This is a genomic window from Burkholderia sp. Bp8986 (assembly GCF_003854225.1).
Lineage (GTDB): Bacteria > Pseudomonadota > Gammaproteobacteria > Burkholderiales > Burkholderiaceae > Burkholderia.
Genome location: NZ_QTQM01000023.1, coordinates 32,457 through 55,506 on the forward strand (window position 1 = coordinate 32,457; position 23,050 = coordinate 55,506).

The 23,050-nt window shown below is 68.9% G+C and carries 20 protein-coding genes; 11 read left to right on the top strand and 9 right to left on the bottom strand.

Annotated features, from left to right (window positions below; translation table 11 throughout):
• The first annotated feature begins 383 nt into the window (after nt 1–383).
• Nucleotides 384–941, top strand: a complete 558-nt coding sequence (locus DID99_RS20730; RefSeq protein ID WP_044846911.1) for a helix-turn-helix transcriptional regulator — start codon at nt 384–386, stop codon at nt 939–941.
• A gap of 109 nt (nt 942–1,050) precedes the next feature.
• Nucleotides 1,051–1,632: an HD domain-containing protein gene (locus DID99_RS20735; RefSeq protein WP_124667447.1), complete on the top strand. Its 582-nt coding sequence runs from the start codon at nt 1,051–1,053 to the stop codon at nt 1,630–1,632.
• Nucleotides 1,633–1,808: 176 nt separating this feature from the next.
• Here DID99_RS20735 and DID99_RS20740 read toward each other — a convergent pair whose 3' ends face one another.
• On the bottom strand, nt 1,809–3,347 hold the full coding sequence (locus DID99_RS20740; RefSeq protein ID WP_124667448.1) for an MFS transporter: 1,539 nt from the start codon (nt 3,345–3,347) through the stop codon (nt 1,809–1,811).
• A gap of 188 nt (nt 3,348–3,535) precedes the next feature.
• Here DID99_RS20740 and DID99_RS20745 point away from each other — a divergent pair, with 188 nt between their 5' ends.
• Nucleotides 3,536–4,471: a LysR family transcriptional regulator gene (locus DID99_RS20745; protein WP_124667449.1), complete on the top strand. Its 936-nt coding sequence runs from the start codon at nt 3,536–3,538 to the stop codon at nt 4,469–4,471.
• 42 nt (nt 4,472–4,513) lie between these two features.
• On the opposite strand, the gene DID99_RS20750 is transcribed toward DID99_RS20745, so the two are convergent.
• The 6 genes from DID99_RS20750 to DID99_RS20775 all read right to left on the bottom strand — a co-directional run bounded on the left by DID99_RS20750 (nt 4,514) and on the right by DID99_RS20775 (nt 12,143).
• A complete protein-coding gene (locus tag DID99_RS20750; RefSeq protein ID WP_124667450.1) occupies nt 4,514–5,653 on the bottom strand; it encodes an enoyl-CoA hydratase/isomerase family protein in 1,140 nt (379 codons plus the stop codon).
• Nucleotides 5,650–6,441 carry an enoyl-CoA hydratase gene (locus DID99_RS20755; RefSeq protein ID WP_124523269.1) on the bottom strand — a complete coding sequence of 264 codons (792 nt, stop codon included), beginning with the start codon at nt 6,439–6,441 and terminating at the stop codon, nt 5,650–5,652. The genes DID99_RS20750 and DID99_RS20755 overlap by 4 nt, the downstream gene beginning before the upstream one ends.
• A complete protein-coding gene (mmsB, locus tag DID99_RS20760) occupies nt 6,438–7,340 on the bottom strand; it encodes a 3-hydroxyisobutyrate dehydrogenase (RefSeq protein ID WP_044846886.1) in 903 nt (300 codons plus the stop codon). Before mmsB ends, DID99_RS20755 begins: the two co-directional genes overlap by 4 nt.
• Nucleotides 7,341–7,358: 18 nt before the next feature.
• Complete coding sequence (locus DID99_RS20765; RefSeq protein ID WP_124667451.1) at nt 7,359–8,888, bottom strand: CoA-acylating methylmalonate-semialdehyde dehydrogenase; 1,530 nt, start codon at nt 8,886–8,888, stop codon at nt 7,359–7,361.
• A gap of 114 nt (nt 8,889–9,002) precedes the next feature.
• Entirely contained in the window at nt 9,003–10,709 is a 1,707-nt protein-coding gene (locus DID99_RS20770; RefSeq protein ID WP_124667452.1) for an AMP-binding protein, read from the bottom strand.
• A gap of 300 nt (nt 10,710–11,009) precedes the next feature.
• Nucleotides 11,010–12,143 carry an acyl-CoA dehydrogenase family protein gene (locus DID99_RS20775; RefSeq protein WP_044846910.1) on the bottom strand — a complete coding sequence of 378 codons (1,134 nt, stop codon included), beginning with the start codon at nt 12,141–12,143 and terminating at the stop codon, nt 11,010–11,012.
• A 137-nt stretch (nt 12,144–12,280) separates the two neighbouring features.
• Between DID99_RS20775 and DID99_RS20780 the strand changes: the two genes are divergently transcribed.
• The 3 genes from DID99_RS20780 (at nt 12,281) to DID99_RS20790 (ending at nt 15,793) form a co-directional block, all read left to right on the top strand.
• Nucleotides 12,281–13,315, top strand: coding sequence for an AraC family transcriptional regulator (locus DID99_RS20780; protein WP_124667453.1), 1,035 nt, complete (start codon nt 12,281–12,283; stop codon nt 13,313–13,315).
• Between the two features lie 121 nt (nt 13,316–13,436).
• A complete protein-coding gene (locus DID99_RS20785; protein ID WP_124667454.1) occupies nt 13,437–15,023 on the top strand; it encodes a nodulation protein NfeD in 1,587 nt (528 codons plus the stop codon).
• Nucleotides 15,020–15,793, top strand: coding sequence for a slipin family protein (locus tag DID99_RS20790; RefSeq protein ID WP_044846881.1), 774 nt, complete (start codon nt 15,020–15,022; stop codon nt 15,791–15,793). Before DID99_RS20785 ends, DID99_RS20790 begins: the two co-directional genes overlap by 4 nt.
• A 134-nt stretch (nt 15,794–15,927) precedes the next feature.
• On the opposite strand, the gene DID99_RS20795 is transcribed toward DID99_RS20790, so the two are convergent.
• On the bottom strand, nt 15,928–17,205 hold the full coding sequence (locus DID99_RS20795; protein WP_124667455.1) for a haloacid dehalogenase-like hydrolase: 1,278 nt from the start codon (nt 17,203–17,205) through the stop codon (nt 15,928–15,930).
• Nucleotides 17,206–17,703: 498 nt separating this feature from the next.
• Here DID99_RS20795 and DID99_RS20800 point away from each other — a divergent pair, with 498 nt between their 5' ends.
• From DID99_RS20800 to DID99_RS20820, 5 genes are all read left to right on the top strand, one after another.
• Nucleotides 17,704–18,603 carry a M24 family metallopeptidase gene (locus tag DID99_RS20800; RefSeq protein WP_124667456.1) on the top strand — a complete coding sequence of 300 codons (900 nt, stop codon included), beginning with the start codon at nt 17,704–17,706 and terminating at the stop codon, nt 18,601–18,603.
• A 49-nt stretch (nt 18,604–18,652) separates the two neighbouring features.
• A complete protein-coding gene (locus DID99_RS20805) occupies nt 18,653–20,440 on the top strand; it encodes an SDR family oxidoreductase (protein WP_124667457.1) in 1,788 nt (595 codons plus the stop codon).
• A 34-nt stretch (nt 20,441–20,474) separates the two neighbouring features.
• Nucleotides 20,475–21,380, top strand: a complete 906-nt coding sequence (locus tag DID99_RS20810) for a metal-dependent hydrolase (RefSeq protein ID WP_124485276.1) — start codon at nt 20,475–20,477, stop codon at nt 21,378–21,380.
• Nucleotides 21,381–21,469: 89 nt separating this feature from the next.
• Nucleotides 21,470–21,757, top strand: coding sequence for a hypothetical protein (locus DID99_RS20815; RefSeq protein WP_044846876.1), 288 nt, complete (start codon nt 21,470–21,472; stop codon nt 21,755–21,757).
• 252 nt (nt 21,758–22,009) lie between these two features.
• Nucleotides 22,010–22,384 (top strand): DUF2917 domain-containing protein, encoded by a 375-nt coding sequence (locus DID99_RS20820; protein ID WP_124485274.1) that lies wholly within the window; start codon nt 22,010–22,012, stop codon nt 22,382–22,384.
• A 173-nt stretch (nt 22,385–22,557) separates the two neighbouring features.
• Here the strand turns inward: DID99_RS20820 and DID99_RS20825 are convergent, their stop codons facing one another.
• Nucleotides 22,558–22,836 (bottom strand): hypothetical protein, encoded by a 279-nt coding sequence (locus tag DID99_RS20825; RefSeq protein WP_027807295.1) that lies wholly within the window; start codon nt 22,834–22,836, stop codon nt 22,558–22,560.
• Nucleotides 22,837–23,050: the final 214 nt, after the last annotated feature.

The following is a 23,050-nucleotide window of genomic DNA, read 5'->3' on the forward strand; positions in this document are numbered from 1 at the left end:
AATAAGATATGGCGGAGCCGGTTGAAAGCCTGGCGAAAACATTGCCGGCGGAGCCGGACGCCCGGCGTGTCGATAGAGACGGCGCGATTGGCGGGGTTGCGGCTGCTATTCCGCCGAGGGTTTCGACGTACCGTCCGGGATGGCCGCACCGTTGCTCGACCAGCCGTACACGATCTAAGCTCGGCATGTCACGATGGCGATCGCAGGTCTGGATCTCACGATGCAGCGCACACCGATCACCGCCGACGGCACACCCGCCCTTGGCGGACGACGCGCGTTCCGATCGGGTTCGTCGTAATCCAGGCATCCCGGAAATGACGGCCCCATTCATCCATTGCGCAACGCGGCGCCTGCGCGGCCCGCATCCCGAACGGAATACGAACATGCCCGCCTCACCGCTTCACACCCCGCCGCTCGGCCCGCAACTCAAGCGTTGGCGCACGCTGCATCGCGTGAAGCAGAGCCATGCTGCCGAGTTGTTCGGCGTCGCCCAATCGACGATCTCGCGCTGGGAAGCCGGCATCCAGCAGATGTCGCCGGACGAGCGCGCGACGGCCGAGCGGCTGCTTGCCGCGCGTCTCGATTCGGCGGGCGACCACGCGCTCGCGCGGCTGATCGCGAGCAGCGCGGCGCGCATGCATCTCGTGTGCGACCTCACGCACCGTCTGCTCGCGTGCTCGCCGTCGCGCGCAGCCGAGTTCTCGCGGCCGCTGCCGACGCTGCTCGGCACGTCGCTGTGGCGCTATGCGTCGCCGGAGATCGTCCGCATGGAAGCCGCGCTCGACCCGCTCGGCTGGCACGATCACGCGGGGCCGCCGAGCGTCGAATTCGCGACCGGCGCCAATGCGTCGCGCGTCGTGCCGATCCGCGGCAGCACCTGCCGATGGACGCGGATGACGCTGTCGGACGGCTCCGCCGCGCGCCTCGTCGAAACGCTGTAGCTCGCGCGGCGGTCGCGGGGTACGAGCGCGGCGCGCATATTTCATGCGTGGACGCAGCGCGGCCGCACGGCGTACGCTTGACGGCACGATCCAAGCATTCCCACCAGCCATGAACCTCGACACGATCCACGCGCGGCTCGATTTCCTGCGCGAAGCCGAACGCCTGAAAGACGTGCTGCGCAGCGGCCACACGTCGAGCGGGCGCGCCGAAAGCACGGCCGAGCACAGCTGGCGGCTGTGCCTGATGGCGCTCGTGTTCGCCGACGCGCTGCCCGACGTCGGCACGACGAAGCTGCTGAAACTGTGCGTCGTCCACGATCTCGGCGAAGCGCTGCACGGCGACATCCCCGCGATCGAGCAGGCCGCGCATCCGGACAAGAGCACGCACGAACGCGACGATCTGCTGACGCTGACGGCCGGGCTCGATCGCGCGCTGCGCGACGAGATCGTCGCACTGTGGGACGAATACGAGGCGGCGGCATCACCGGAAGCGCGCGCCGCGAAGGCACTCGACAAGCTCGAGACGATCCTGCAGCACAACCAGGGCAGCAATCCGCCGGACTTCGACTACGCGTTCAATCTCGGCTACGGCCGGCGCTACACCGACGCGGCGCCGCTGTTCAACGCGATCCGTGCGATCGTCGACGCGGACACGCAACGCAGGATCGACACACGCGGCGACGGCGCGTAAGCGCGCGGAACCAGCCGCGCACCACACCGCGTGCGGCAATCGCACAAGATGCGCACGCACCTGAACGGACGGGAATCGGCGCGATGCCAGCGCGCGGCGAGGAACGCGACCGGCCGATGATGGCGCTCGTTGCCGCGTCACGGCAACGACGCGTCACCCGACGCGCGGCGCACGCGTCATTCACACACCGTCACCCCCCGCCGCGCCGGCGCGAACGCCACCGCGCTTGCCGTCGCAAGCACGGCCACGCCGGCCGCGCCGTACACCATCACCCAGCCGAAGCCGTGCACGAGCGCCGCGTGCAGCGCCGCACCGTTCGGGTCGGCCTTGGCGAGCGCCGGCGCGATCGCCTGCAGCCCGTCGGTGCGGCCCGACGCGATCTGCTGCGCCAGCGCGCGCAGCGCCTCCACATCGACCGCTCCCGCGACGCCGGCCTTCAGGCTCGCGACGATCCCCGCGACCAGCACGAAGCCCATCGTCGCGATGTTCAGCGCGAGCGAGATCATCCGCGCGCTCATGTCGATGCCCGACGCCATCCCGGCCCGCGAACTCGGCACCGCGCCCGTCGTCGTGTTCGTGACCGGCGTGTTGGTGAGCCCGAGCCCGATGCCGGCGATCACGCAGCCGGGCAGCATCGTGAGCCAGCTCGCGTGCTCGACGCCGCTGCCGATCCGCATCAGCGCGAAGCCGGCCGCGATCGTAAACAGGCCGCCCGGAATCACGACGCCTGGCCCGTAGCGCAGCGCGAGCCGCTCGCCGAACGGCGGCGCGACCAGCGTCGGCAGCGTGTACGCGAGCAGCGCGAGGCCGGCCATCACGCTGTCGTAGCCGAGCGCGACCTGGAACCAGATCGGCAGGTAGATCATGAACGGCCAGAAGCTGAAGTTCATCCCCATCGAGCCGAAGATCGCGCCTGTGAACGCGCGAATCCGGAACACGGAGAAGTCGAACATCGGCCGCGCGCTCGTGCGCTCCGCGACGAAGAAGCCGGCCAGCGCGAGCACGGTCGCGCCGAGCACGCCGAGGCCGGCCGCACTCGTGAGCCCCAGCTCCGCGCTCTGCGTGATATAGAACGCGAGACCGAGCACCGCGAGCGACAGCGTGACGATGCCCGCGACGTCGAGCGTGCCCGCATGCGGATCGCGCGACTCCTGCACCGCGCCGCAAATCAGCACGAGCGCGACGGCCGCGAGCGGCGCATGCACGAGAAACACCCACGGCCAGCTCGCCGCTGCGACGATCGCGCCGCCGACGATCGGCCCGAAGCCGAGGCCGATCCCGAACACGATGCCCCAGATCCCGAACGCGCGGCCACGCTCGCGCCCTTCGCGGAACTGATGCGACAGCACCGCGATCTGGCAGATCAGCATCGCGCCGCCGCTCGCGCCCTGCAGCAGCCGGCCCGCGACCAGCACCGGCACGTTCGGCGCGAGCCCGCACAGCAGCGACGTCGCGCCGAACAGCACGGTGCCGATCACGTACACGCGCTTGCGGCCGAACCGGTCGGCGAGCGTGCCGGCCGCCATCAGCACCGTCGTGCACGCGATCGTGTACGCGTTCATGATCCACTGCATGCCGTTGAAGTCGCCGTGCAGCACGCGTTCGAGCGTCGGCAGGATCACCGGCACGCTCGAGATCTCGAGGCCGAACATCAGCGACGTGAGACAGACGGCCGCCAGCGCGACCGCATTCCTGCGGGAGTCGGATAGGGTCATGCGTATTGCGCGACGGCCCTCGACAGGCCGTGCGCCTCCAGGTGAGAAGGATGCGCCGCGTGCGGCCGGCAACGCACGCTGAGCGGGAATCGGTACTATAGTGAGAATTTCCCTCCCCATTGATGCGTCCATTTCCCCGGACTCGGGAATCACAGGACGCAATCAGGGCAACCCCAGCACACCCCGCCATGACCGACAAACTCGACGGCGTAACGACCTTCGTCCAGGTGGTGGAATCCGGCAGCTTCGCGCTCGCCGCGGAACGGCTCGACATGACGCGCTCGGCGGTCGGCAAGGCGATCGCGCGGCTCGAGAAGCGGCTCGGCGCGCGGCTGCTGCAGCGCACGACGCGCAGCCAGAGCCTGACCGACGACGGCCAGGCGTACTACGACCGCTGCGTGCGCGCGCTGGCGGAGCTGGAAGCGGCCGAAGCCGATCTCGATTGCGGCCGCAACGAAGCGCGCGGCAAGCTGCGGCTGAGCGTGCCGCTCGCGTTCGGGCATCACTGCGTGACGCCGATCGTGCTCGATCTCGCGCGCATCTATCCGCACCTGCGGATCGACGTGTCGATCACCGACCGCTTCGTCGACCTGGTCGAGGAAGGCATCGACCTCGCGGTGCGGATCGGTTCGCTCGCGGACAGCACGAGCCTCGCGGTGCGGCGGCTCGGCACGCAATACGGGAGCCTCGGCGCCGCGCCGTCGTATCTCGCGCGCTACGGGATGCCGCAATCGCTCGACGATCTGAGGAACCACCGGACGATCGCGTACTCACGCTCGGGCGTCGCGCAGCCGTGGGACCTGCGCGCGCCGGACGGCTCGACGGTGCGCATCGACATGCCGCACCAGCTCAGCTTCGACGACGTGCAGGCGATCGCGGCGGCCGGCGCATCGGGGTTCGGGATCGCGTGGCTGCCGAGCTGGCTGCTCGATCATTACGTGAAGCGCGGCGAGATGGTCGTCGTGCTCGATCGCTGCTTCGTATGCGAAGGCGACATTCACGCGATCTGGCCGAAAACGCGCTACCTGCCGCGCAAGACGCGCTGCGTGATCGACGCGCTCGTGCAGGCGGTGCCGCCGATGATCGAGCGGCCGCAGCCCGCGAGCATCAAGAAAACCGGTTGAAACCGACGCGCCGCACGGGCGCGCCGGGCCGTCACGCGGCGCTCACGCCGCGCCGAGATCGGCGAGCGGATGGGCGAACAGCTTCCACGGCGACGTCAGGAAATGCCGCACGCGCTCGGCGCGCAGCTCGACGAGCGACGCCGGCGCCCAGCGCGGCTTGCGATCCTTGTCGACGAGATGCGCGCGCACGCCTTCGCAGAAGTCGCCCTCCTCGATCGCGCGCGCGACGATGCCGAGCTCCATCCGGAACGATTCGGCGAGCGTCATCTGGCGGCCGCGCAGCAGCGCTTCGCGCGTCACGCACAGCATCGTCGGCGAATGGCCGGCGAGTGCATCGAGCGTCGCCTGCAGCCATTGACGATGCTCGCGCGACAGCTCGTCGCGCGCGAGCTCCTGCGTGAGCGTCGCGACGATCCGCTCGACGGTCGAGCGCTTGTCGAAGTGACGGACGATCCACGCCATCTGCGTATCGAGCGCCGCATGCGGCACGACGTTGCACGGCGGCTCGAACACCTTGCGCAGCGCCGGCAGCACGTCGCCGTCCCATTTGATGCTGTCGATGCGCGTCTCGAACGTATCGAGCCACGCCGACGGCACGCACAGATCCGCGAGCTTCGCGCTCAGCGCGTCGGCACCCGACAGCATCGCGCCCGTCAGCCCCACGTACAGCTCGAGCTCGACCGGCATGCGCGACAGGAAATGCGTCGCGCCGACGTCGGGCACGAGGCCGATGCGCGTCTCGGGCATCGCGATCTTGCTGCGCTCGGTCGCGACGCGCAGCGCCGCGCCTTGCGCGAGCCCCATTCCGCCGCCCATCGTCACGCCGTCCATCAGCGCGACCACCGGCTTCGGGAACGTGTGGATCGCGTAGTCGAGCCGGTATTCGTCGACGAAGAACGGCAGCCAGGTCTCGCGCTGCGCGACCATCCGGTGCAGCGCGCGCACGTCGCCGCCCGCGCAGAAGCCCTTCTCGCCCGCGCCGCGCAGCACGACCGCGACGATCTGGTCGTCGGTGCGGCAACGCTCGAGAAGCGCGGCCAGCTCGCCGATCATCGAATAGGACAACGCATTGAGTGCGGCCGGCCGGTTCAGCGTAATGAGCGCCACGCGGTTCACCACGCGAAACAGCACCTCCGGCGCGGGTTGCGCGAAGCTGTCATGAGTCGTCACCGGCGTGCTCATCGTTGCGACTCCCCGTCGGTGTGCCATTGCGGCGCGCGCTTGCCGAGAAACGCGGCCACGCCTTCGCGCGGATCGTTCGTGTCGAACAGGTCGACGAAGCGCTCGCGCTCGACCGCGAGCGCCGCGCTACGCGGCACGCCGCGGCGCGCGAGGCCGATCAGCTCCTTGCTGTAGGCGACCGCATGCGGGCTCTGCCGTGCGACGTTGCGCGCGAGCGCCAGCGCCGCATCGCGGGCCGCGCCGCTTTCGACCACGTCCTCGACGAGGCCGATCCTGAGGGCCGTCGCCGCGTCGACGCGCGTGCCGGCCAGGATGATCTTCTTCGCCCAGCCTTCACCGACGAGCCAGGGCAGCGTCTGTGTGCCGAGCCCGCACGGCAGCAGGCCGACCGACGGCTCGGGCAGCGCCATCTGCGCGTGCGTCTCGGCGATCCGCAGGTCGCACGCGAGCGCGCATTCGAGGCCGCCGCCCATCGCATAGCCGTTGATCGCCGCGATCGTCACGACGCGCGCGTCGTGCAGCGCCTCGAATGCCGCGCCGAAACGCGCGGCCATCGCGCGCGCGACCGCGCGGTCGCCGTCGGCGAACGTATTCAGGTCCGCGCCCGCGCTGAAGAACTTCGGGCCGTCTCCGGTGATCACCAGCGCGCGCACGCGCGGGTTCGCATTCAATTCGGCGACGGTGGCCTGCAGCTGCTGCAGCCCGTCGGCGGTGAAGGCGTTCGCGGGCGGACGCTTGAGCGTCGCGCACGCGATCGCGCCGTCGTCGACGTAGTCCAGTTCGATCATGAGGCGTCCTTCTTGGTGGCCGGTTGGTACAGGCGGATCACCGCCGAGAAATCGAGCTGCCCGTCGCCGCGGCTGCTCATCGTCTGGTACAGCTGCTGCGCGAGCGCACCGAGATAGACGGGCTGGCGCGCCTGCTTCGCGGCGTCGTTCGCGAGGCCGAGATCCTTCAGCATCAGGTCGGTGCCGAAGCCGCCGCTGTAGCCGCGCGACGACGGCGCGGTGTCGATCACGCCCGGATACGGGTTGTAGGTGTCCGAGCTCCAGCAGCGGCCCGTCGACGTGTTGACGATGCCGGCCAGCACCTTCGGGTCGATGCCGAGCGCGACGCCGAGCGACATCGCTTCCGACACGGCCGCCATCGAGATGCCGAGCACGAGGTTGTTGCAGACCTTCGCGACCTGCCCCATCCCCGTCGGCCCGCAGTGGACGATGTTCTTGCCCATCCCGGCGAGCACCGGCTTCACGCGCTCGAAATCCGCATCGCTGCCGCCGACCATGAAGGTCAAGGTGCCGGCCGCCGCGCCGCCGGTGCCGCCCGACACCGGTGCGTCGACGAACGCGCCGCCGTGCTCGCGCACGAGCGCGCCGAACGCCTGCGCGCTCGCCGGGTCGATCGTGCTCGAATCGATCACGGTCGCGCCGGCGCCGAGGCCGGCCAGCACGCCGTTCTCGCCGGCGAGCACCGAGCGCACGTGCGGCGCGGCCGGCAGCATCGTGATCACGAAGGCCGCGCCCGATGCCGCGTCGCGCGGCGATGCGGCGACCTGCGCGCCGGCGTCCTGCAGCGCGCGCAATGCGTCGGCGCTCAGGTCGAACGCATGCACTTCATGGCCGGCCTTCAACAGGTTCAGCGCCATCGGCGCACCCATGTGGCCCAGTCCGATAAAACCGATCTTCATGTTCGTGTCCTCCGCGGCTCAATGCAGCCGGATCGTCGTGTTCACCGGGCCGGCCGTCGTGTCGTCGTCGAACCAGCGCGCGGTGACCGTCTTGGTCTGCGTGTAGAACTGCACGACCTGCTTGCCGTACGGGCCGAGATCGCCGAGCTTCGAACCGCGCGAACCGGTGAAGCTGAAGAACGGCACCGGCACCGGGATCGGGATGTTGATGCCGACCTGGCCGACGTCGATCTCGCTCTGGAACTTGCGTGCCGCCGCGCCGCTCTGCGTGAAGATGCCCACGCCGTTGCCCATCGGGTTCGCGTTGACGAGCGCGATCGCTTCGTCGAGCGTGTCGGCTTCGAGCACGACCAGCACCGGACCGAAGATCTCGTGCGTGTAGATCGACATGTCGGTCTTTACGCCGGAGAAGATCGTCGGGCCGACGAAATTGCCCTCCTCGTAACCGGCCACCTTCACGTCGCGACCGTCGAGCTCGAGCTTCGCGCCTTCCTTCACGCCCGCTTCGATCAGCGACAGGATGCGTGCCTTCGCTCCGCGCGACACGACCGGGCCGACGTCGGTGCCGGCTTCCGCGCCCGCGTTCACCTTCAGCAACTTCGCCTTCGCGACGAGATCGGGCAGCCAGTCGCGCGCCTCGCCGACCAGCACCGCGACCGACGTCGCCATGCAGCGCTGCCCGGCCGCGCCGAAGCCCGCGCCGACCAGCGCGTTGAGGGTCTGCTCGCGATTCGCATCGGGCAGCACCACCGCGTGGTTCTTCGCGCCCATCATCGACTGCACGCGCTTGCCGTGCTGGCTGCCGAGGTTGTACACGTGCGTGCCGACGGCCGTCGAGCCGACGAACGAGATCGCCTTCACGAGCGGATGCGTGCAGATCGCGTCGACGACTTCCTTGCCGCCGTGCACGACGTTCAGCACGCCCTTCGGCACGCCGGCCTCGATCGCGAGTTCGACGAGCTGCATCGTCGACATCGGATCCTGCTCGGACGGCTTCAGCACGAACGTGTTGCCGCATACGATCGCCATCGGGAACATCCACAGCGGAATCATCGCGGGGAAGTTGAACGGCGTGATGCCCGCGCACACGCCGAGCGGCTGGCGCAGCGTGTAGGTGTCGACGCCGCCCGCGACGTTCTCCGCGAATTCGCCGAGTTGCAGCGTGCCGATCGAGCACGCATGCTCGACCACTTCGAGGCCGCGGAAGATGTCGCCTTCGGCATCGGGCAGCGTCTTGCCCTGCTCGGCCGTCAGCGTCTTCGCGATGCGCTGCAGGTTCGCGCGCACCAGATCCTGGAACTTCAGCATGATGCGCATGCGCGCGGCGATCGGCGTGTTCTTCCACGTCGCAAACGCGGCGTGCGCGGCCTGCACGGCCGCGTCGACTTCGGCGACGGTCGCGAACGGCACGCGCGCAAGGACCTGCTGCGTCGCCGGGTTGACGATGTCGCGCCACTCGCTCGTGGTGGACTCGACGAAGGCGCCGTCGATCAGCAGCTTGACCGTCGGCACGTCTTGCCCCGTGCGGGGCGTCGGATTCGCGTTCATCAGTGCACTCTCCTTGCAGTGGGCCGCATGGCGTGATGCCACGCGCGGCCGGTTCGGTTCAGTCCGGTGGCGGGCGACGCACGGCAAAACGCGGCGCGCGCGGCCCGCGGCCGGTCATTTCAGTTCGGCGGCGAAATCTTCTTCCCAGTATTCGCCGGGCATCCGCGTGCTCGCATCGTCGCCGCGCTCGATCTCGCGGCGGCGCAGCTCGACGCGGCGGATCTTCCCCGAGATGGTCTTCGGCAGCTCCGCGAACTGCAGGCGGCGAATGCGCTTGTACGGCGCGAGCTTCTCGCGCGAGAAGCGGAAGATCTCCAGCGCGAGCGCGGGGCTCTCCTCGTAGCCCTGGCGCAGCGTGATGAAAGTCTTCGGCACCGACAGCCGCAGCGGGTCCGGGCTCGGCACGACGGCCGCTTCCGCGATCGCCGGATGCTCGATCAGCACGCTTTCCAGTTCGAACGGGCTCAGCCGGTAGTCGGACGACTTGAACACGTCGTCCGCGCGGCCGATGTACACGTAGTAGCCGTCGTCGCCACGCATCGCGATGTCCGACGTGCGGTAATGGCCGTCGCGCATCGCGTGGGCAGTCGCGTCGGGATTGTTCGCATAGCCGGTCATCAGGCCGACCGGGCGCGTCACGCCGGCGCCGATCGGCAGCGCGACCTCGCCTTCGGTCACCGGCGCGCCGTCCGGGTCGAGCAGCGCGATCCGGTAGCCGGGCAGCGGCCGCCCCATCGAGCCCGCGACGACCGGCTGGCCCGGCGTGTTGCCGATCAGGCAGGTCGTCTCGGTCTGGCCGTAGCCGTCGCGAATCGTGATGCCCCACGCCTTCTTCACGCGCTCGATGATCTCGGGATTGAGCGGCTCGCCCGCGCCGACGATCTCGCGCAGCTTCACGTCGAACGACGCGAGCGGCTGCTGCACGAGCATGCGCCACACGGTCGGCGGCGCGCACAGCGTGGTCACCTGGTATTTGACGAGCGCATCGAGCACGACCTTCGGCTCGAAGCGCGCGTAGTTGAACGCGAACACGCACGCCTGCGCATTCCACGGCGCGAAGAAGCAGCTCCATGCATGCTTCGCCCAGCCCGGCGAGCTGATGTTCCAGTGGATGTCGCCCGGCTGCAGGCCGACCCAGTACATCGTCGACAGGTGCCCGACCGGATAGGTGCGATGCGTATGCTCGACGAGCTTCGGCTTCGACGTCGTGCCCGACGTGAAGTACAGCAGCATCGGATCGCTCGCGTGCGTGACGGCGTCCGGCTCGAACGCGGCGCTCGCCGCATAGCCGTCGTTCATCGCGAGCCAGCCCGCGCGCGGCGCGCCGGCGACGATTTTCTGCTTGAGGCCGAGATCGGCCTGTTCGAACTTCGCGGTTTCGTTCTTGTCGACGATCGCGTATTTCGCGCCGCCGATCTGCACGCGATCGCGCACGTCGTCGGCCGACAGCTGCGTGGTCGCGGGCAGCACGATCGCGCCGAGCTTCATCGCGGCGAGCATCGCGTCCCACAGCTCGACACGGTTCGGCAGCATCAGCAGGATCCGGTCGCCGCGCACGACGCCGATGCCGCGCAGCCAGTTCGCGATCCGCGACGAGCGCTCGGACATCTGCGCGAACGAATACGGGTCACCCGTGCCGGTTGCCGCGTCGACGATCCACAGCGCGGGCTTGTCGTTGCCGCGCGCCATCGGGTCGAAGTAGTCGAGCGCCCAGTTGAACGCATCGAGCACCGGCCATTCGAAATCGCGGTAAGCGGTTTCGTAGTCGGTGCGATGGCGCAGCAGAAAGTCGCGTGCGTCCAGGAATGCCTGTACCGTCATCGTGTCGTCTCCAGTCTCCTGTCGACGTGAGTTAGCGCTTTAGCGCTTACTCACGTCCCATGCCTCGCGCGGTCGACGTGAGTTAGCGCTTTAGCGCTTACTCACGTCCCATGCCCTGGCGAGTCTCCATGCCCAGCGGTCAACCGGGCACGCGCTGCAGCGCATGCCCGGTTCCGTATCGCGCGGCGCACGGTCACGTCGTTGCGTGCCGCGTTTGCCGCGCTGCCCTCGTGCCCTGCCTGTTTGCCTGCCTGTATGTCTGTTTGTTTGCGTGGTTGTCGATGGAGCGCGCGTCGCGACTCAAAGCTGTCGCGCGATCACCATCCGCTGCACTTCGCTGGTGCCTTCGTAAATCTGCGTGATGCGCGCGTCGCGATAGTGACGCTCGACTTCGTAATCGACGAGGTAGCCGTAGCCGCCGTGGATCTGGATCGCGTCCGAGCACACGCGCTCGGCCATCTCGGACGCGAACAGCTTCGCCTGCGATGCTTCCGACAGGCACGGCAGACCGGCCGTGCGCAGCTTCGCCGCGTGATGCACGAGCAGGCGCGCCGCGTTGATCTGGGTGGCCATGTCGGCGAGCTTCTGCTGGATCGCCTGGTGCTCGGCGAGCGGCTTGCCGAACTGCACGCGCTCGCCCGCATAGCGGCGCGCCTTGTCGAATGCGGCGCGCGCGATGCCGAGCGCCTGCGCGGCGATGCCGATGCGGCCGCCTTCCAGGTTCGACAGCGCGATCTTCAGCCCTTCGCCGCGATTGCCGAGCAGGTTCTCTTCCGGAATCGCGCAGTTCTCGAACGTGATCGGGCACGTATCGGACGCGCGGATGCCCATCTTCTTCTCCGGCTTGCCGACGATGAAGCCCGGCGTGTCGGTCGGCACCAGGAACGCGGAAATGCCGCGCTTGCCGGCTTCCGGATCGGTCATGGCAAAAACGATCGCTACGCCGGCGCGCTGGCCGTTGGTCACGAACTGCTTCGCGCCGTTCAGCACCCACTTGCCGTCGCGCAGCTCCGCCCGCGTGCGCAGGTTGTGCGCCTCCGAGCCGGCTTGCGGCTCGGTCAGGCAGAACGCGCCGATGATGCGGCCCGCCGCCATCTCGGCCAGCCAGCGATCCTTCTGCGCGGGCGTGCCGAAGCCGAGGATCGGCCCGCAGCCGACCGAGTTGTGCACGCTCATCATCGTCGCGCAGGCGGCGTCGCCCGCCGCGATCTCTTCCATCGCCAGCGCATAGGCGACGTAATCCGTATACGCGCCGCCCAGCTCCTGCGGCACGATCATCCCGAGCAGGCCGAGTTCGCCGAGCTGCGCGACGACGGCGTCGGGCAGGTGCGCGTCGTGGTCCCACTGCGCGGCGTTCGGCGCCAGCACCTCGGTGGCAAAAGCGCGCGCGGCGTCGCGGATCATCCGCTGGTCTTCGGTGTAAAGCTCGTCCATGGCGCTGCTGTCTCCTGCGGCCGCGTGCCGCGACCGACCTTTCGTTTCGATGCAACAAGTGTAGGCAAGCGCGCGCGACTGTTCGATGCTCGCGCCGCTCATTTACACTGAGCGTTTTTGCCATACCGGCGGCTTCGATGAAGCAGGAAGAGAAGGGAACCGTCGCGATCAGCCTCGTCGCCTACAGCGTCGCGCTCGCCACCCGGCGCGGCGTCGCGGCCGAGCCGCTGCTCGCGCAGGCCGGCATCGCGCCCGCGCTGCTCGCGCAGCCGCGCGCGCGGGTGTCGGCGCAGCAATACGGCGCGCTGTGGAACGCGATTGCGCGCGCGCTCGACGACGAGTTTTTCGGGCAGGATCGCCACCCGATGCGCAGCGGCAGCTTCATTGCGATGAGCCAGGCCGCGCTGTCCGCGCAGGACGGGCTGCACGCGATGGCGCGCGCGGTGAATTTCATGCACTGCGTGCTCGACGACCTGCACGCGGAGCTCGACGCGAACCCGCAGCGCGTGCGGCTGCGCTTCGTGCACCGCAACAGCGCCGCGGCGCCCGCGATGTTTACGTACGCGACCTATTTCATCATCGTGTACGGGCTCACCTGCTGGCTGATCGGGCGACGCATCCCGGTACTGCACGCGAGCTTCCGCTGCGACACGCCGCCGGCCGACCATGAATACCCGTCGATGCTGTGCGACGACATGCGCTTCAACCAGCCCGATTCGTATGTCGATTTCGATCCCGAATTCGCGACGCTGCCGGTCGTGCAGAACGCGAAGACGCTGAAGACCTTCCTGCGCAACGCGCCGGCCAGCTTCATCGTGAAGTACCGCAACCCGAACGCGCTCGCGCAGCGCGTGCGCACGGTGCTGCGCGGGATGCCGCCCGCCGCGTGGCCCGGCGCCGGCGGGATGGCCGCGCGGCTGCACGTGGCCGAGGCGACGCTGCGCCGCAAGCTGCACCAGGAAGGCCACGCGTACCAGTCGATCAAGGACACGCTGCGGCGCGACCTCGCGTTCGAGGCGCTGGCCGATCCGGCGCGAACCATCGCCGACGTCGCGGCCGCCGCCGGTTTCGCGGAACCGAGCGCGTTCTACCGCGCGTTTCGCAAATGGAGCGGGCGCAGCCCGGCCGAGTACCGGGAAGAAGCGCTCGCGCGGGGCGGCGCCGCCGGCTGAGTGCGCGGCCGGCGGCACCGCCTTCGCGCTTTCCGCCGAAACCGCCTAATCTTCAAATATCGGGCCAACGCCCTTTCCGCGAGCCGGACGGCGTGCGGCCGCGCGCCGCCCGGACGCCCCGATGCACATTCACCGTCATGGGCCGCCGCCGGCACCTGCATCGCCCGGCGCCCGCCCCCGTCACCCGCTGTCCGCGCGGGTCGCGCGCGCCGCGCTGTTCGCGGCGCTGCTCGTCGTGTGCGCGGCGGTTGCCGCGCCGCCCCCCGCTACCCAGCCCGCCACCGCACCCGTCGCCGCGCCGCCTGTCGTCGTGATTCCGGTCAACGGCGCGATCGGGCCGGCCAGCGCCGACTTCATCGTCCGCTCGCTCGACCGCGCGGCGCGCGAGCACGCGCCGCTCGCGATCCTGCAACTCGATACGCCCGGCGGGCTCGACACGTCGATGCGGCTGATCATCAAGGCGATCCTCGGCTCGCCGGTGCCGGTCGCCGCGTTCGTCGCGCCGGGTGGCGCACGGGCCGCGAGCGCCGGTACCTATATCGTCTACGCGAGCCACATTGCCGCGATGGCGCCCGGCACCAATCTCGGCGCGGCATCGCCGGTGCAGTTCGGCATCGGCGGCGGCGCGCCGGGAGCGCCGGGAGCGCCTGGGGCGCCAGGTGCGACGAAGCCGTCGCCGGCCGGCGCATCGGGCGCGTCCGGCGCATCCGCGACACCGGCCGAGTTGCCGAACGACACGCAGTCGACCGAGATCCGCAAGGCGACCCAGGATGCCGCCGCGTACATCCGCGGCCTCGCGCAGTTGCGCGGACGCAATGCCGCGTGGGCCGAGCGCGCGGTGCGCGAGGCGTTGAGCCTGTCGGCAACGGAGGCGCGCGCGCAGCATGTCGTCGACCTGGTCGCGCAGGACCCGGCCGACCTCGCGCGCCAGCTCGACGGCCGCACCGTGACGACGACCGCCGGCACGCTGCACCTCGCGACCGCGCATGCGCCGCTCGTCGTGCTGGCGCCCGACTGGCGCAGCCGCTTCCTGTCGATCATCACCGATCCGAACGTCGCGCTGATCCTGCTGACGATCGGCATCTACGGGCTGTTCTTCGAGTTCGCGAATCCCGGCTTCGTGCTGCCGGGCGTCGCCGGCACCATCTGCCTGCTGATCGGGCTGTTCGCGATGCAGTTGCTGCCGGTCAGCTATGCGGGCCTCGGGCTCGTGCTGCTCGGGCTCGGCTGCCTCGTCGCCGAGGCGTTCCTGCCGACCTTCGGCGTGCTCGGTTTCGGCGGGATCGTCGCCTTCACGATCGGCGCGCTGATGCTGATCGATACCGACGTGCCCGGCTACGGCATTCCGTGGCCGGTGATCGTGGGCCTCGCGGCCGGTGGCGGGCTGCTCGTCGCCGTCGTATCGAGCGTCGCGCTGCGCGCGCGGCGGCGGCCGGTGGTGACGGGCGCCGAGGCGATGGTCGGCAGCATCGGCGAAGTGCTCGACGACGGCCTGCACGCCGACCAGCCGCAGGGCGCGGCCGGCGCCGCACCGTCGGCGGCGGGCTGGGCGCGCGTGCACGGCGAGCGCTGGCGCGTCGCGAGCAGCACGCCGCTGGCCGCCGGTTGCCGCGTGCGCGTGACCGGCCGCCACGGGCTGACGCTCACCGTCGCGCCGCTCTACGACGTGCCGGCACACGAACAACAACACCAGGGAGCACCGTCATGATGGGCTACACGTTTGGCTTCAGCAGCGTCCTGATCGTCTTCGTCGTAGTGCTCGTCGCATCGTCGATCCGCATCTTCCGCGAGTACGAGCGCGGCGTCGTCTTCATGCTCGGCCGGTTCTGGAAGGTGAAGGGGCCGGGGCTCGTGCTGATCATCCCGATCGTCCAGCAGGTCGTGCGGATCGACCTGCGCACCGTCGTGTTCGACGTGCCCGCGCAGGACGTGATCACGCGCGACAACGTGTCGGTGAAGGTCAATGCGGTCGTGTATTTCCGCGTCGTCGATCCGGAGAAGGCCGTGATCCAGGTCGCGCGCTTCTTCGAGGCGACGAGCCAGCTCGCGCAGACGACGCTGCGCGCGGTGCTCGGCAAGCACGAGCTCGACGCGTTGCTCGCCGAACGCGAGCAGCTGAATGCCGACATCCAGAAAACGCTCGACGCGCAGACCGATGCGTGGGGCATCAAGGTGTCGACGGTCGAGATCAAGCACGTCGACCTGAACGAGACGATGATCCGCGCGATCGCGCGGCAGGCCGAGGCCGAACGCGAGCGGCGCGCGAAGGTGATCCATGCGGAAGGCGAACTGCAGGCGTCGGAGAAGCTGCTGCAGGCCGCGCAGCGGCTCGCACTGCAGCCGCAGGCGATGCAGCTGCGCTACCTGCAGACACTGACGACGATCGCGGCGGACAAGAATTCGACGATCGTGTTTCCGCTGCCGGTGGATCTGCTGGGGGCGTTGCTGGAGCGATTGAGGCCGCCGCGCGAGCAGTGAGACGGGCGGGCGCCGGCCCGAGCGACGCCGCGGCCGATGCCGACGGGCGACGCTCGGGCGCGGGGCCGCCGCGGCCGGAAACCGGAAACCGGAAACCGGAAGCCGGATGCCGGATGCCCGCCGCCCGGCCCGCGTCAGGCCAGCAGCTTGCGGTCGGTCTTGCCGTACTTGATCGACTTCTCGTCCGGGATCATCAGCCCCGTGTGCTCGTCGCGCCCCTGCAGCAGGAAGCGCGCGTCCGGCTTGCCGATCTGCTCGGCCGCGAGCTTGCTGTCCGCGCCGATCTCGCCCTTCTTCATCCGGTTCACGATCACGCCAGCCGCGGTGTCCTTGAAGTCGCGCAGCATCCACGCGTCGCCGTCGCTGTCGCCGAACACCAGCAGCGGGCCGTAGCCCTTCTTCGACGCGAGGACGTTGCGGATGCCCACCGTCTTGCCGGGCCCCCAGTTGAAATGCCAGCCGGCCGGATAGGTGCTCGTGTACTTGCCGTCCTGCATGTCGAGACGCAGGCCGATCACGTTCTCGGGCGGCACGCCGTAGCCATAGTTCGGATTGCCGGCGAATACGCGCACGACATCGTCGAGCGACGCGGTGCTCACGTACACGTCGATGCCGTTCGCACGCAGCGTATGCATCACCGCGCGGATTTCCTCGTGAATGCGGATGCCGTGGAAATGCGTGTCGGCCACCACGCCTGCCTTGCCCGGCAGCGCCTTCGGGCTTTCGTAGCGGACCTTGCGCAGCGCGTCGCCGATCCCGTAGTTGTTCGACGCTTCCGCCATCGCCTGCAGCTCGGCGGTCGTCATGTTCTTGTAGAAGTAGATGATCCACTTGTAGCCGACTTCGAGCGGATGCGTATCGCAGATCGCGTCGTACATGAAGTACAGCTTCGCGCGAAAATCCTTGAACTGGTCGGTCTCGCGAATCTCGTCGAGGCTCTTGTCGCCGCCGAAACCCTTGTAGTTCGCGTAGAGCCAGCGGTAGTCGGACTCGACGTCGGCGGCGAGATCCTCCATCGTCACCGGCTTGCCGTCGACGGTCGTGTAGTCCTTCATGAACGCGCCCTTCGGCACGTCCTTCCACATCACGCCGACGAACTCGTCCGGCGTCAGCTTGTACTGCAGATGGTTGATCTGGTACATCAGCAACGCTTCTTCGCAGTCGTTCATGATGCACGTGTTGTCCCAGTCGAACACCGCATACGGGCGGCGCTTCCCGTCGTAGCGCGCGCTCGCGACGCCGTGCTGGTCGAGCACCGCCTGCAGGCGCGCGGCGTTGAACGGCGACCAGCGGCCCGGGTCCAGCGCGTCCGGCGCGGTCGCGCTCTTCGCGCCGGCCATGCCGGCCTTGAGCATCAGCGACGTCGCAGCGGTCGCCGCGGCCAGGGTGTTCATGAACTTGCGGCGTTGCATGGTCTGTCTCCACAGGAAGGTCGAATCGGCTTCGGTCGCTGCCCCCGCGCGACGCGCGGCACACCGGCCCCGCGAAGCCGCGAAGGCTTCGAATCGGGGGCGAATGATGTGACGAAATTATTTCGGCAATTTGACAGCGTCGCGCCGCGACACGACAGGGAGTTGATCCAGCGCGACATGCCAGGCCCGCGCCGCGGCCTCGCGTGGCGCTCCCCGGCCGGCTGCCCCGCTCGGGATGCGTGCGCAGCGACGGCCATCTGCCCCGACCGCCGCAAACCTAGAGCTTCCCCTCCATTTCGGCCTTCATTAGGAGAAATCCTCACCTCCGCGCCACGTCGAACCCGCTATGATCTTTACATCGATCAATGACACATTAAATGCTGACTGAATAACCCGCCGCCGGATCACCGGCGGATGCATTCCGGATCAGCGCCCAGCCTTGCACCGGACCCCCGTCGCGCCGACGCGCGAACCCGGGCCGACACACGGAGACGCACCATGACCGCCCACCATCCGCTGCCGGAAGTCCATCTCGACGAGCTGCCGCAATTCCGCGCGGTCCAGCAGCTTGCGTACCGCTGCGTCGAGACCGTCGGCGCGATGCTCTACCCCGGCATCACCGAGAAGGAAGCCGCGCACCTGCTGACCGAATGGCTGCAGGACAACGGCGTGCACGACTGGCTGCACAAGCCGTTCGCGTGGTTCGGCGACCGCACCGCGTTCCAGGGCTTCTCGGGCCTGAAGCACATGGGCGGCTTCAACCTCGCGTTCTTCCCGAGCAACCGCCAGCTCGAGACCGACATGCCGGTGATCCTCGACGTCGCGCCCGTGCTCGACGGGATCGTCGCGGACGTCGGCTACGCGCACTGCCTCGGCCACAACCCGATCCTCGAACAGCTGCAGGACGACCTGATGGACCATCGCGACCTGATCGTGCAGCTCGTGAAGGCGCGCCGCCCGATGGCCGAGGTCGCGCAGGCGGTCGACGCGCTGTGCCGTCGCCAGGGCGTCGAGCCGCGCCACAAGGCCTATCCGTTCAAGGTGCTCGCGCATCGCGTCGCGAAGATCCACAAGCTGTCGAAGCCGCGCTTCGTCGCGCGCTTCGGGCTGAACGCGACGCGCAACCTGCTGCTCGACCAGGGCCGCGCGGCGAAGCAGCAGGGCTGGTCGCCGCTGTGGTCGATCGACCGCCGCTCCGAGCATGCGCCCGTGCCGGGCCTGTGGGCCGTGGAGCCGCATCTCGGCTTCGCCGGCGTCGGCGCGAAATTCGAGGAACTGCTGGTGATCACCGACGACGACGCGTACTGGCTCGACGACGACCTGCCGCACGTGCGCCGCTGGCAGCGCCGCCAGGCCGAACGCGCGCCGGCCGTCGCGACCGTGCAGGCCGCCGCCTGACACGCACACGTTGCGCCTTCCTCCCGAATCCCTGAACGACGGACTCACGATGCAGCCTCTTTCCGACGAAGCGCCGCTGGCCCTGTTCGAATCGGTCCACAGCGAAACGGCCGTCGCCTCCGGCGACCTGACGCTCGCGGTGCGAACCTGGGGCGACCCGGCCCGCTCGCCGGTCGTGCTCGTACACGGCTACCCCGACGACAGCAGCGTCTGGCAGCAGGTCGCGCCGCTGCTCGCGCGCAGGCACTACGTGATCGCCTACGACGTGCGCGGCGCGGGCCTGTCCGGCGTGCCGAAGCGCACGGCCGACTATCACCTCGCGAAGCTGACCGACGACTTCGTCGCGGTGATCGACGCGCTCTGCCCCGGCCGCGCGGTGCACCTGATCGCGCACGACTGGGGTTCGATCCAGGGCTGGGAGTTCGTCACCGATCCGCGGCTCGCCGGCCGCATCGCGTCGTACACGTCGTGCTCGGGGCCGTGCCTCGACCACGTCGGCTTCTGGCTGCGCGAACGCGTGCTGCACCCGACGCCCGCATCGCTCGGCAAACTCGGCGGCCAGCTCGTGCGCTCGTGGTACGTGTACCTGTTCCACCTGCCGTTCGTCCCTGAACTCGGCTGGCGACTGTGGCTGGGCCGCGCATGGCCGGGCCTGCTGCGCCGGATCGAGAAGACCCCGGCCACGCCACGCCCGACGCAGGCCGACGACGGCGCGCGCGGCGTGCGCCTCTATCGCGCGAACTTCATCCGCTGCCTGTTCGCGCCGCGCGAGCGCTACGCACATGCACCGGTGCAGACGATCGTGCCGCTCGGCGACAAATACGTGAGCCCGGCGCTGTCCGAGAACCTGTCGCGCTGGGTGCCGCAGTACTACCGCCGTGAAGTCGCGGCCGGCCACTGGCTGCCGCTCGCCGATCCCGCGCGTTTCGCGGGCCTCGCCGAGCAGCTGATCGACGCGGTCGAATCGGGCGAGGAACCGCCCGCGCTCGCGAACGCACGCCGCCGCGCGACCAGCGGCCGGTTCAGCGGCAAGGTCGCGGTCGTCACCGGCGCGGGCAGCGGCATCGGCCGCTGCGCGGCGCTCGCGTTCGCCCGCGAAGGCGCGACCGTCGTCGCGTGCGACATCGATCTCGCGAGCGCCGAGCGCACCGCGCTGCTGCTCGGGCTGACCGGCGCGCAGGCATACGCGAAACGCGTGGACGTCGGCGCCGCCGAGGAGATGGAAGCGCTCGCGGCATGGGTCGGCAGCGAGCTCGGCGGCGCGGACATCGTGATCAATAACGCGGGCATCGGCATGGCCGGCGGCATCCTCGACACGAGCGAGCGGCACTGGGAGCGCATCCTGCACGTGAACCTGTGGGGCGTGATCCACGGCTCGCGGCTGTTCGCGCAGCAGATGGCCGCGCGCGGCGCGGGCGGCCACATCGTCAACACCGCGTCGGCCGCCGCGTTCGGGCCGTCGCGGGACCTGCCCGCTTACGCGACGACGAAGGCCGCCGTGCTGATGCTCAGCGAATGCATGCGCGCGGAACTCGCGGAAAAAGGCATCGGCGTGACGGCCGTGTGCCCGGGTTTCGCGGAAACCGGAATCATGGCGTCGACGCAATACGCGGGCGCCAACGCACAGGACGAAGCGCGGCTGCGCAAGCGCGCGACGAAGCTGTACCAGATGCGCGGCCTGAAGCCGGAAACCGTCGCGCAGGCGATGGTCGACGGCGTGCTGCGCAACCGGCCGGTCGTGGCGGTGGGCACCGATGCGCACGCGCTGCGCTTCGTCGGCCGCTTCATGCCGTGGCTCGGCCGGATGCTGGCCCGCATCAGCATGGCATCGCATTGACGGCGCAGCGCGCCGCACAGGAACGGAGACACAGATGACCGCTACCGCCGACTATCACAAGATCAAGGCCCGGCACGTGAAGTTCGACTTCAGCGACACGCCGATCACCTGGGTGCCGAACGACCCGGGCAGCACGCACATCATCAACACGCTGAACCTGCTGTTCCCGGAAGGCGAGCTGTGGTTCTGCCGCGTGTACAACAAGGCGCTGCCGCACATCACCGATGCGCGCCTGCGCGACGAAGCCGAAGGCTTCCTGCGCCAGGAAGCGGTGCATTCGCGCTCGCACGGCGGCGTGCTCAAGCATTATTACGACCGGCACGGGATCGACACGAAGCCGTTCACGCAGAAGCTGAACTGGCTGTTCACGCGCGTGCTGGGCGAAGCGCCGTTCGGGCTGAAGATCGGCCATACGCGCTTCTGGCTGCGCCAGCAACTCGCGGTGATCGCGTCGCTCGAGCATTTCTTCGGTTATCTGGGCAACTGGGTGCTCAACGCGCACGGGCTCGACGAAGGCCGTGCCGACCCGACGATGGTCGACCTGCTGCGCTGGCACGGCGCGGAGGAAGTCGAGCACCGGACCGTCGCGTTCGACATCTACAACCACATGGGCGGCAACTACCCGGAGCGCTGCCTGCACATGGCGTTCGTGATCGTGCTGCTGCTCTACTTCATCACGAGCGGCGCGAAGTTCATGTACCGGCGCGATCCGGCCGCGGGCCGCTATCCGGGTTTCGTGCTCGCGTGGTGGAAGGGTTCGCGGCGCGGGCACCTGCCTTCGTTCTGGAAAGTGATCGGCGCGGCGCTGCGCTATTTCAGGCCGGGCTATACGCCGCACCACGAAGGCTCGACCGAGCAGGCGCTCGCGTATCTGGCGCGCTCGCCGGCCGCGCAGGCGGCCGCGCACGGCGGCAACTGGGGCACGACGAAAGGCGCGTGACCGGGTTCGCCGGCGGGTTCGCGACGGTTTCGGCGGGGGCGTCCGCCGAAATGCGTACAATCGCGGCTTCATTTCCCGGAGGTGCCGCGATGGCCATGAAGAAAACCGATCTAGAAAAGAACAAGGCGCTCAAGCTGACGCACGCGATGAAGCAGTCGAGCTCCGCCCGTTTCGGCAAGGGCGCCGAGGACGCGGCGAAGCTCGATCGCCGCGCGCAACGCAAGCTCGACCAGGAACAGGGCCTCGTGCCGTTCGCGTGCAAGCTCAACGCCGAACTCGTCGAACAGCTGAAGGCACGCGCCGCCACGCATCCGAACGGCATGACGGGCCTGCTGTCCGAACTGCTCGTCAACGGCCTCGCCCAGCGCGACGCGTGACGCGCCACGTTTCTCGAAAATAGTCGTTGACAACGCCGTACGACATCGACAAACTCGTTCGCATGCCTACGTTCAAGCTCATCGCCATCGCGAATCATTGCCCGGTGAACATTCGAAAGAATGGATCACGGGAGGCGCTTGTGCGTTAGCATCCGAGCAGTACCGCATGTCACACGAGGCCTCACCGGAAACGGATGAGGCCTTTTTGTTCTGGTGCGCGTCATCCGTCCGGCTCAACGAATGGAGAAGACGATGGACCAGGCAAGCCCGTTGTTCGACCGTCCCGATTCGCGCCGCGCCGGCGCGATCGCGTTACCGACCGTCGTGATCCGATTCGCGGTTGCGCCGCGCACGACGCTGACCTGGCGCGCGCCGGGCGATGCGGAAATTCGTGCGCACGGTGCACCGCTGTGGATCACGCGGCCGCCGAGCGTCGACGACTACTGGGTGCAACCCGGCGACGTGCTGCGCATCGCGCGCGGCGATCGCATCTGGCTCGGCACCGATGACGACCGGCCGGCCGAAGCGTCGATCACGACGGCGTACGTGCGGCGCGGCGAACGGCTGAGACGCACGCTCGCGCGAATGCAACGTTTGCTCGCCGGACGATGGCGAAGACGGGATTGACGATGCGCGATTCCGTCGCGCGACGGGACACCGGAACGCGCGGAATCAACGCATCCGGAAACGGACGCACCCGCGGCGCCATGCGTCGCGGGTGCGTATCGAATGACGCGGCACGCGCGTGCGTGCCGCGAGCGATCGCGCGCCGTGCGCAACCCTTGCATGCATCGCGTGCATCAGGTGCTGGCGGCGAGACGCGGGCCCGTGCTGCGGGGAGTGGCATCGAGGTCGGGGCGTTGCGCCGCCTGCGAGGTCACCCACGGGTCGATGCCTTGCTTTTGCACCTCCTCGAGAAATGACACCCGCGTACGCCAGTAATCCGCCTGTAATTTCGCATCGATGACGCGCTGTTCGGCTGCGAACAGTTCCATGCGCGCCGTCACGAGCATCGACGCAGCGGTTTTTTCCGGCGTGGGGGCGTGCCGCATCGCCCAACGGCTGATCCAGTTCAACATGCTCACCTCCGGGATGACGGACGAACCCGCATCGGGCAATCGCAACCGGTCGCGCCTGCCCGAATGCGCAACGACCGTCACCGCACTTCACCGCCTGCCCTGCACGGACTGCGACTCCCCCGCGTCGGCAACGACTGGCCGGCGTGTGCGCGCGGTGTATCTATCCTAGAAAGACTTGCCGGTTAACGCGATGACGTCTTGCAATCTTTTACAC

Bases quoted from the DNA above. Each gene is read 5' to 3' on its own strand.
- DID99_RS20775 (WP_044846910.1), bottom strand. From the start codon at position 12,143: ATGGACGAGCTTTACACCGAAGACCAGCGGATGATCCGCGACGCCGCG.
- DID99_RS20730 (WP_044846911.1), top strand. From the start codon at position 384: ATGCCCGCCTCACCGCTTCACACCCCGCCGCTCGGCCCGCAACTCAAG.
- DID99_RS20745 (WP_124667449.1), top strand. From the start codon at position 3,536: ATGACCGACAAACTCGACGGCGTAACGACCTTCGTCCAGGTGGTGGAA.
- DID99_RS20790 (WP_044846881.1), top strand. From the start codon at position 15,020: ATGATGGGCTACACGTTTGGCTTCAGCAGCGTCCTGATCGTCTTCGTC.
- DID99_RS20735 (WP_124667447.1), top strand. From the start codon at position 1,051: ATGAACCTCGACACGATCCACGCGCGGCTCGATTTCCTGCGCGAAGCC.
- DID99_RS20770 (WP_124667452.1), bottom strand. From the start codon at position 10,709: ATGACGGTACAGGCATTCCTGGACGCACGCGACTTTCTGCTGCGCCAT.
- DID99_RS20780 (WP_124667453.1), top strand. From the start codon at position 12,281: ATGAAGCAGGAAGAGAAGGGAACCGTCGCGATCAGCCTCGTCGCCTAC.
- DID99_RS20765 (WP_124667451.1), bottom strand. From the start codon at position 8,888: ATGAACGCGAATCCGACGCCCCGCACGGGGCAAGACGTGCCGACGGTC.
- DID99_RS20810 (WP_124485276.1), top strand. From the start codon at position 20,475: ATGACCGCTACCGCCGACTATCACAAGATCAAGGCCCGGCACGTGAAG.
- DID99_RS20805 (WP_124667457.1), top strand. From the start codon at position 18,653: ATGCAGCCTCTTTCCGACGAAGCGCCGCTGGCCCTGTTCGAATCGGTC.
- DID99_RS20750 (WP_124667450.1), bottom strand. From the start codon at position 5,653: ATGAGCACGCCGGTGACGACTCATGACAGCTTCGCGCAACCCGCGCCG.
- mmsB (WP_044846886.1), bottom strand. From the start codon at position 7,340: ATGAAGATCGGTTTTATCGGACTGGGCCACATGGGTGCGCCGATGGCG.
- DID99_RS20825 (WP_027807295.1), bottom strand. From the start codon at position 22,836: ATGTTGAACTGGATCAGCCGTTGGGCGATGCGGCACGCCCCCACGCCG.
- DID99_RS20800 (WP_124667456.1), top strand. From the start codon at position 17,704: ATGACCGCCCACCATCCGCTGCCGGAAGTCCATCTCGACGAGCTGCCG.
- DID99_RS20740 (WP_124667448.1), bottom strand. From the start codon at position 3,347: ATGACCCTATCCGACTCCCGCAGGAATGCGGTCGCGCTGGCGGCCGTC.
- DID99_RS20785 (WP_124667454.1), top strand. From the start codon at position 13,437: ATGCACATTCACCGTCATGGGCCGCCGCCGGCACCTGCATCGCCCGGC.
- DID99_RS20820 (WP_124485274.1), top strand. From the start codon at position 22,010: ATGGACCAGGCAAGCCCGTTGTTCGACCGTCCCGATTCGCGCCGCGCC.
- DID99_RS20755 (WP_124523269.1), bottom strand. From the start codon at position 6,441: ATGATCGAACTGGACTACGTCGACGACGGCGCGATCGCGTGCGCGACG.
- DID99_RS20815 (WP_044846876.1), top strand. From the start codon at position 21,470: ATGGCCATGAAGAAAACCGATCTAGAAAAGAACAAGGCGCTCAAGCTG.
- DID99_RS20795 (WP_124667455.1), bottom strand. From the start codon at position 17,205: ATGCAACGCCGCAAGTTCATGAACACCCTGGCCGCGGCGACCGCTGCG.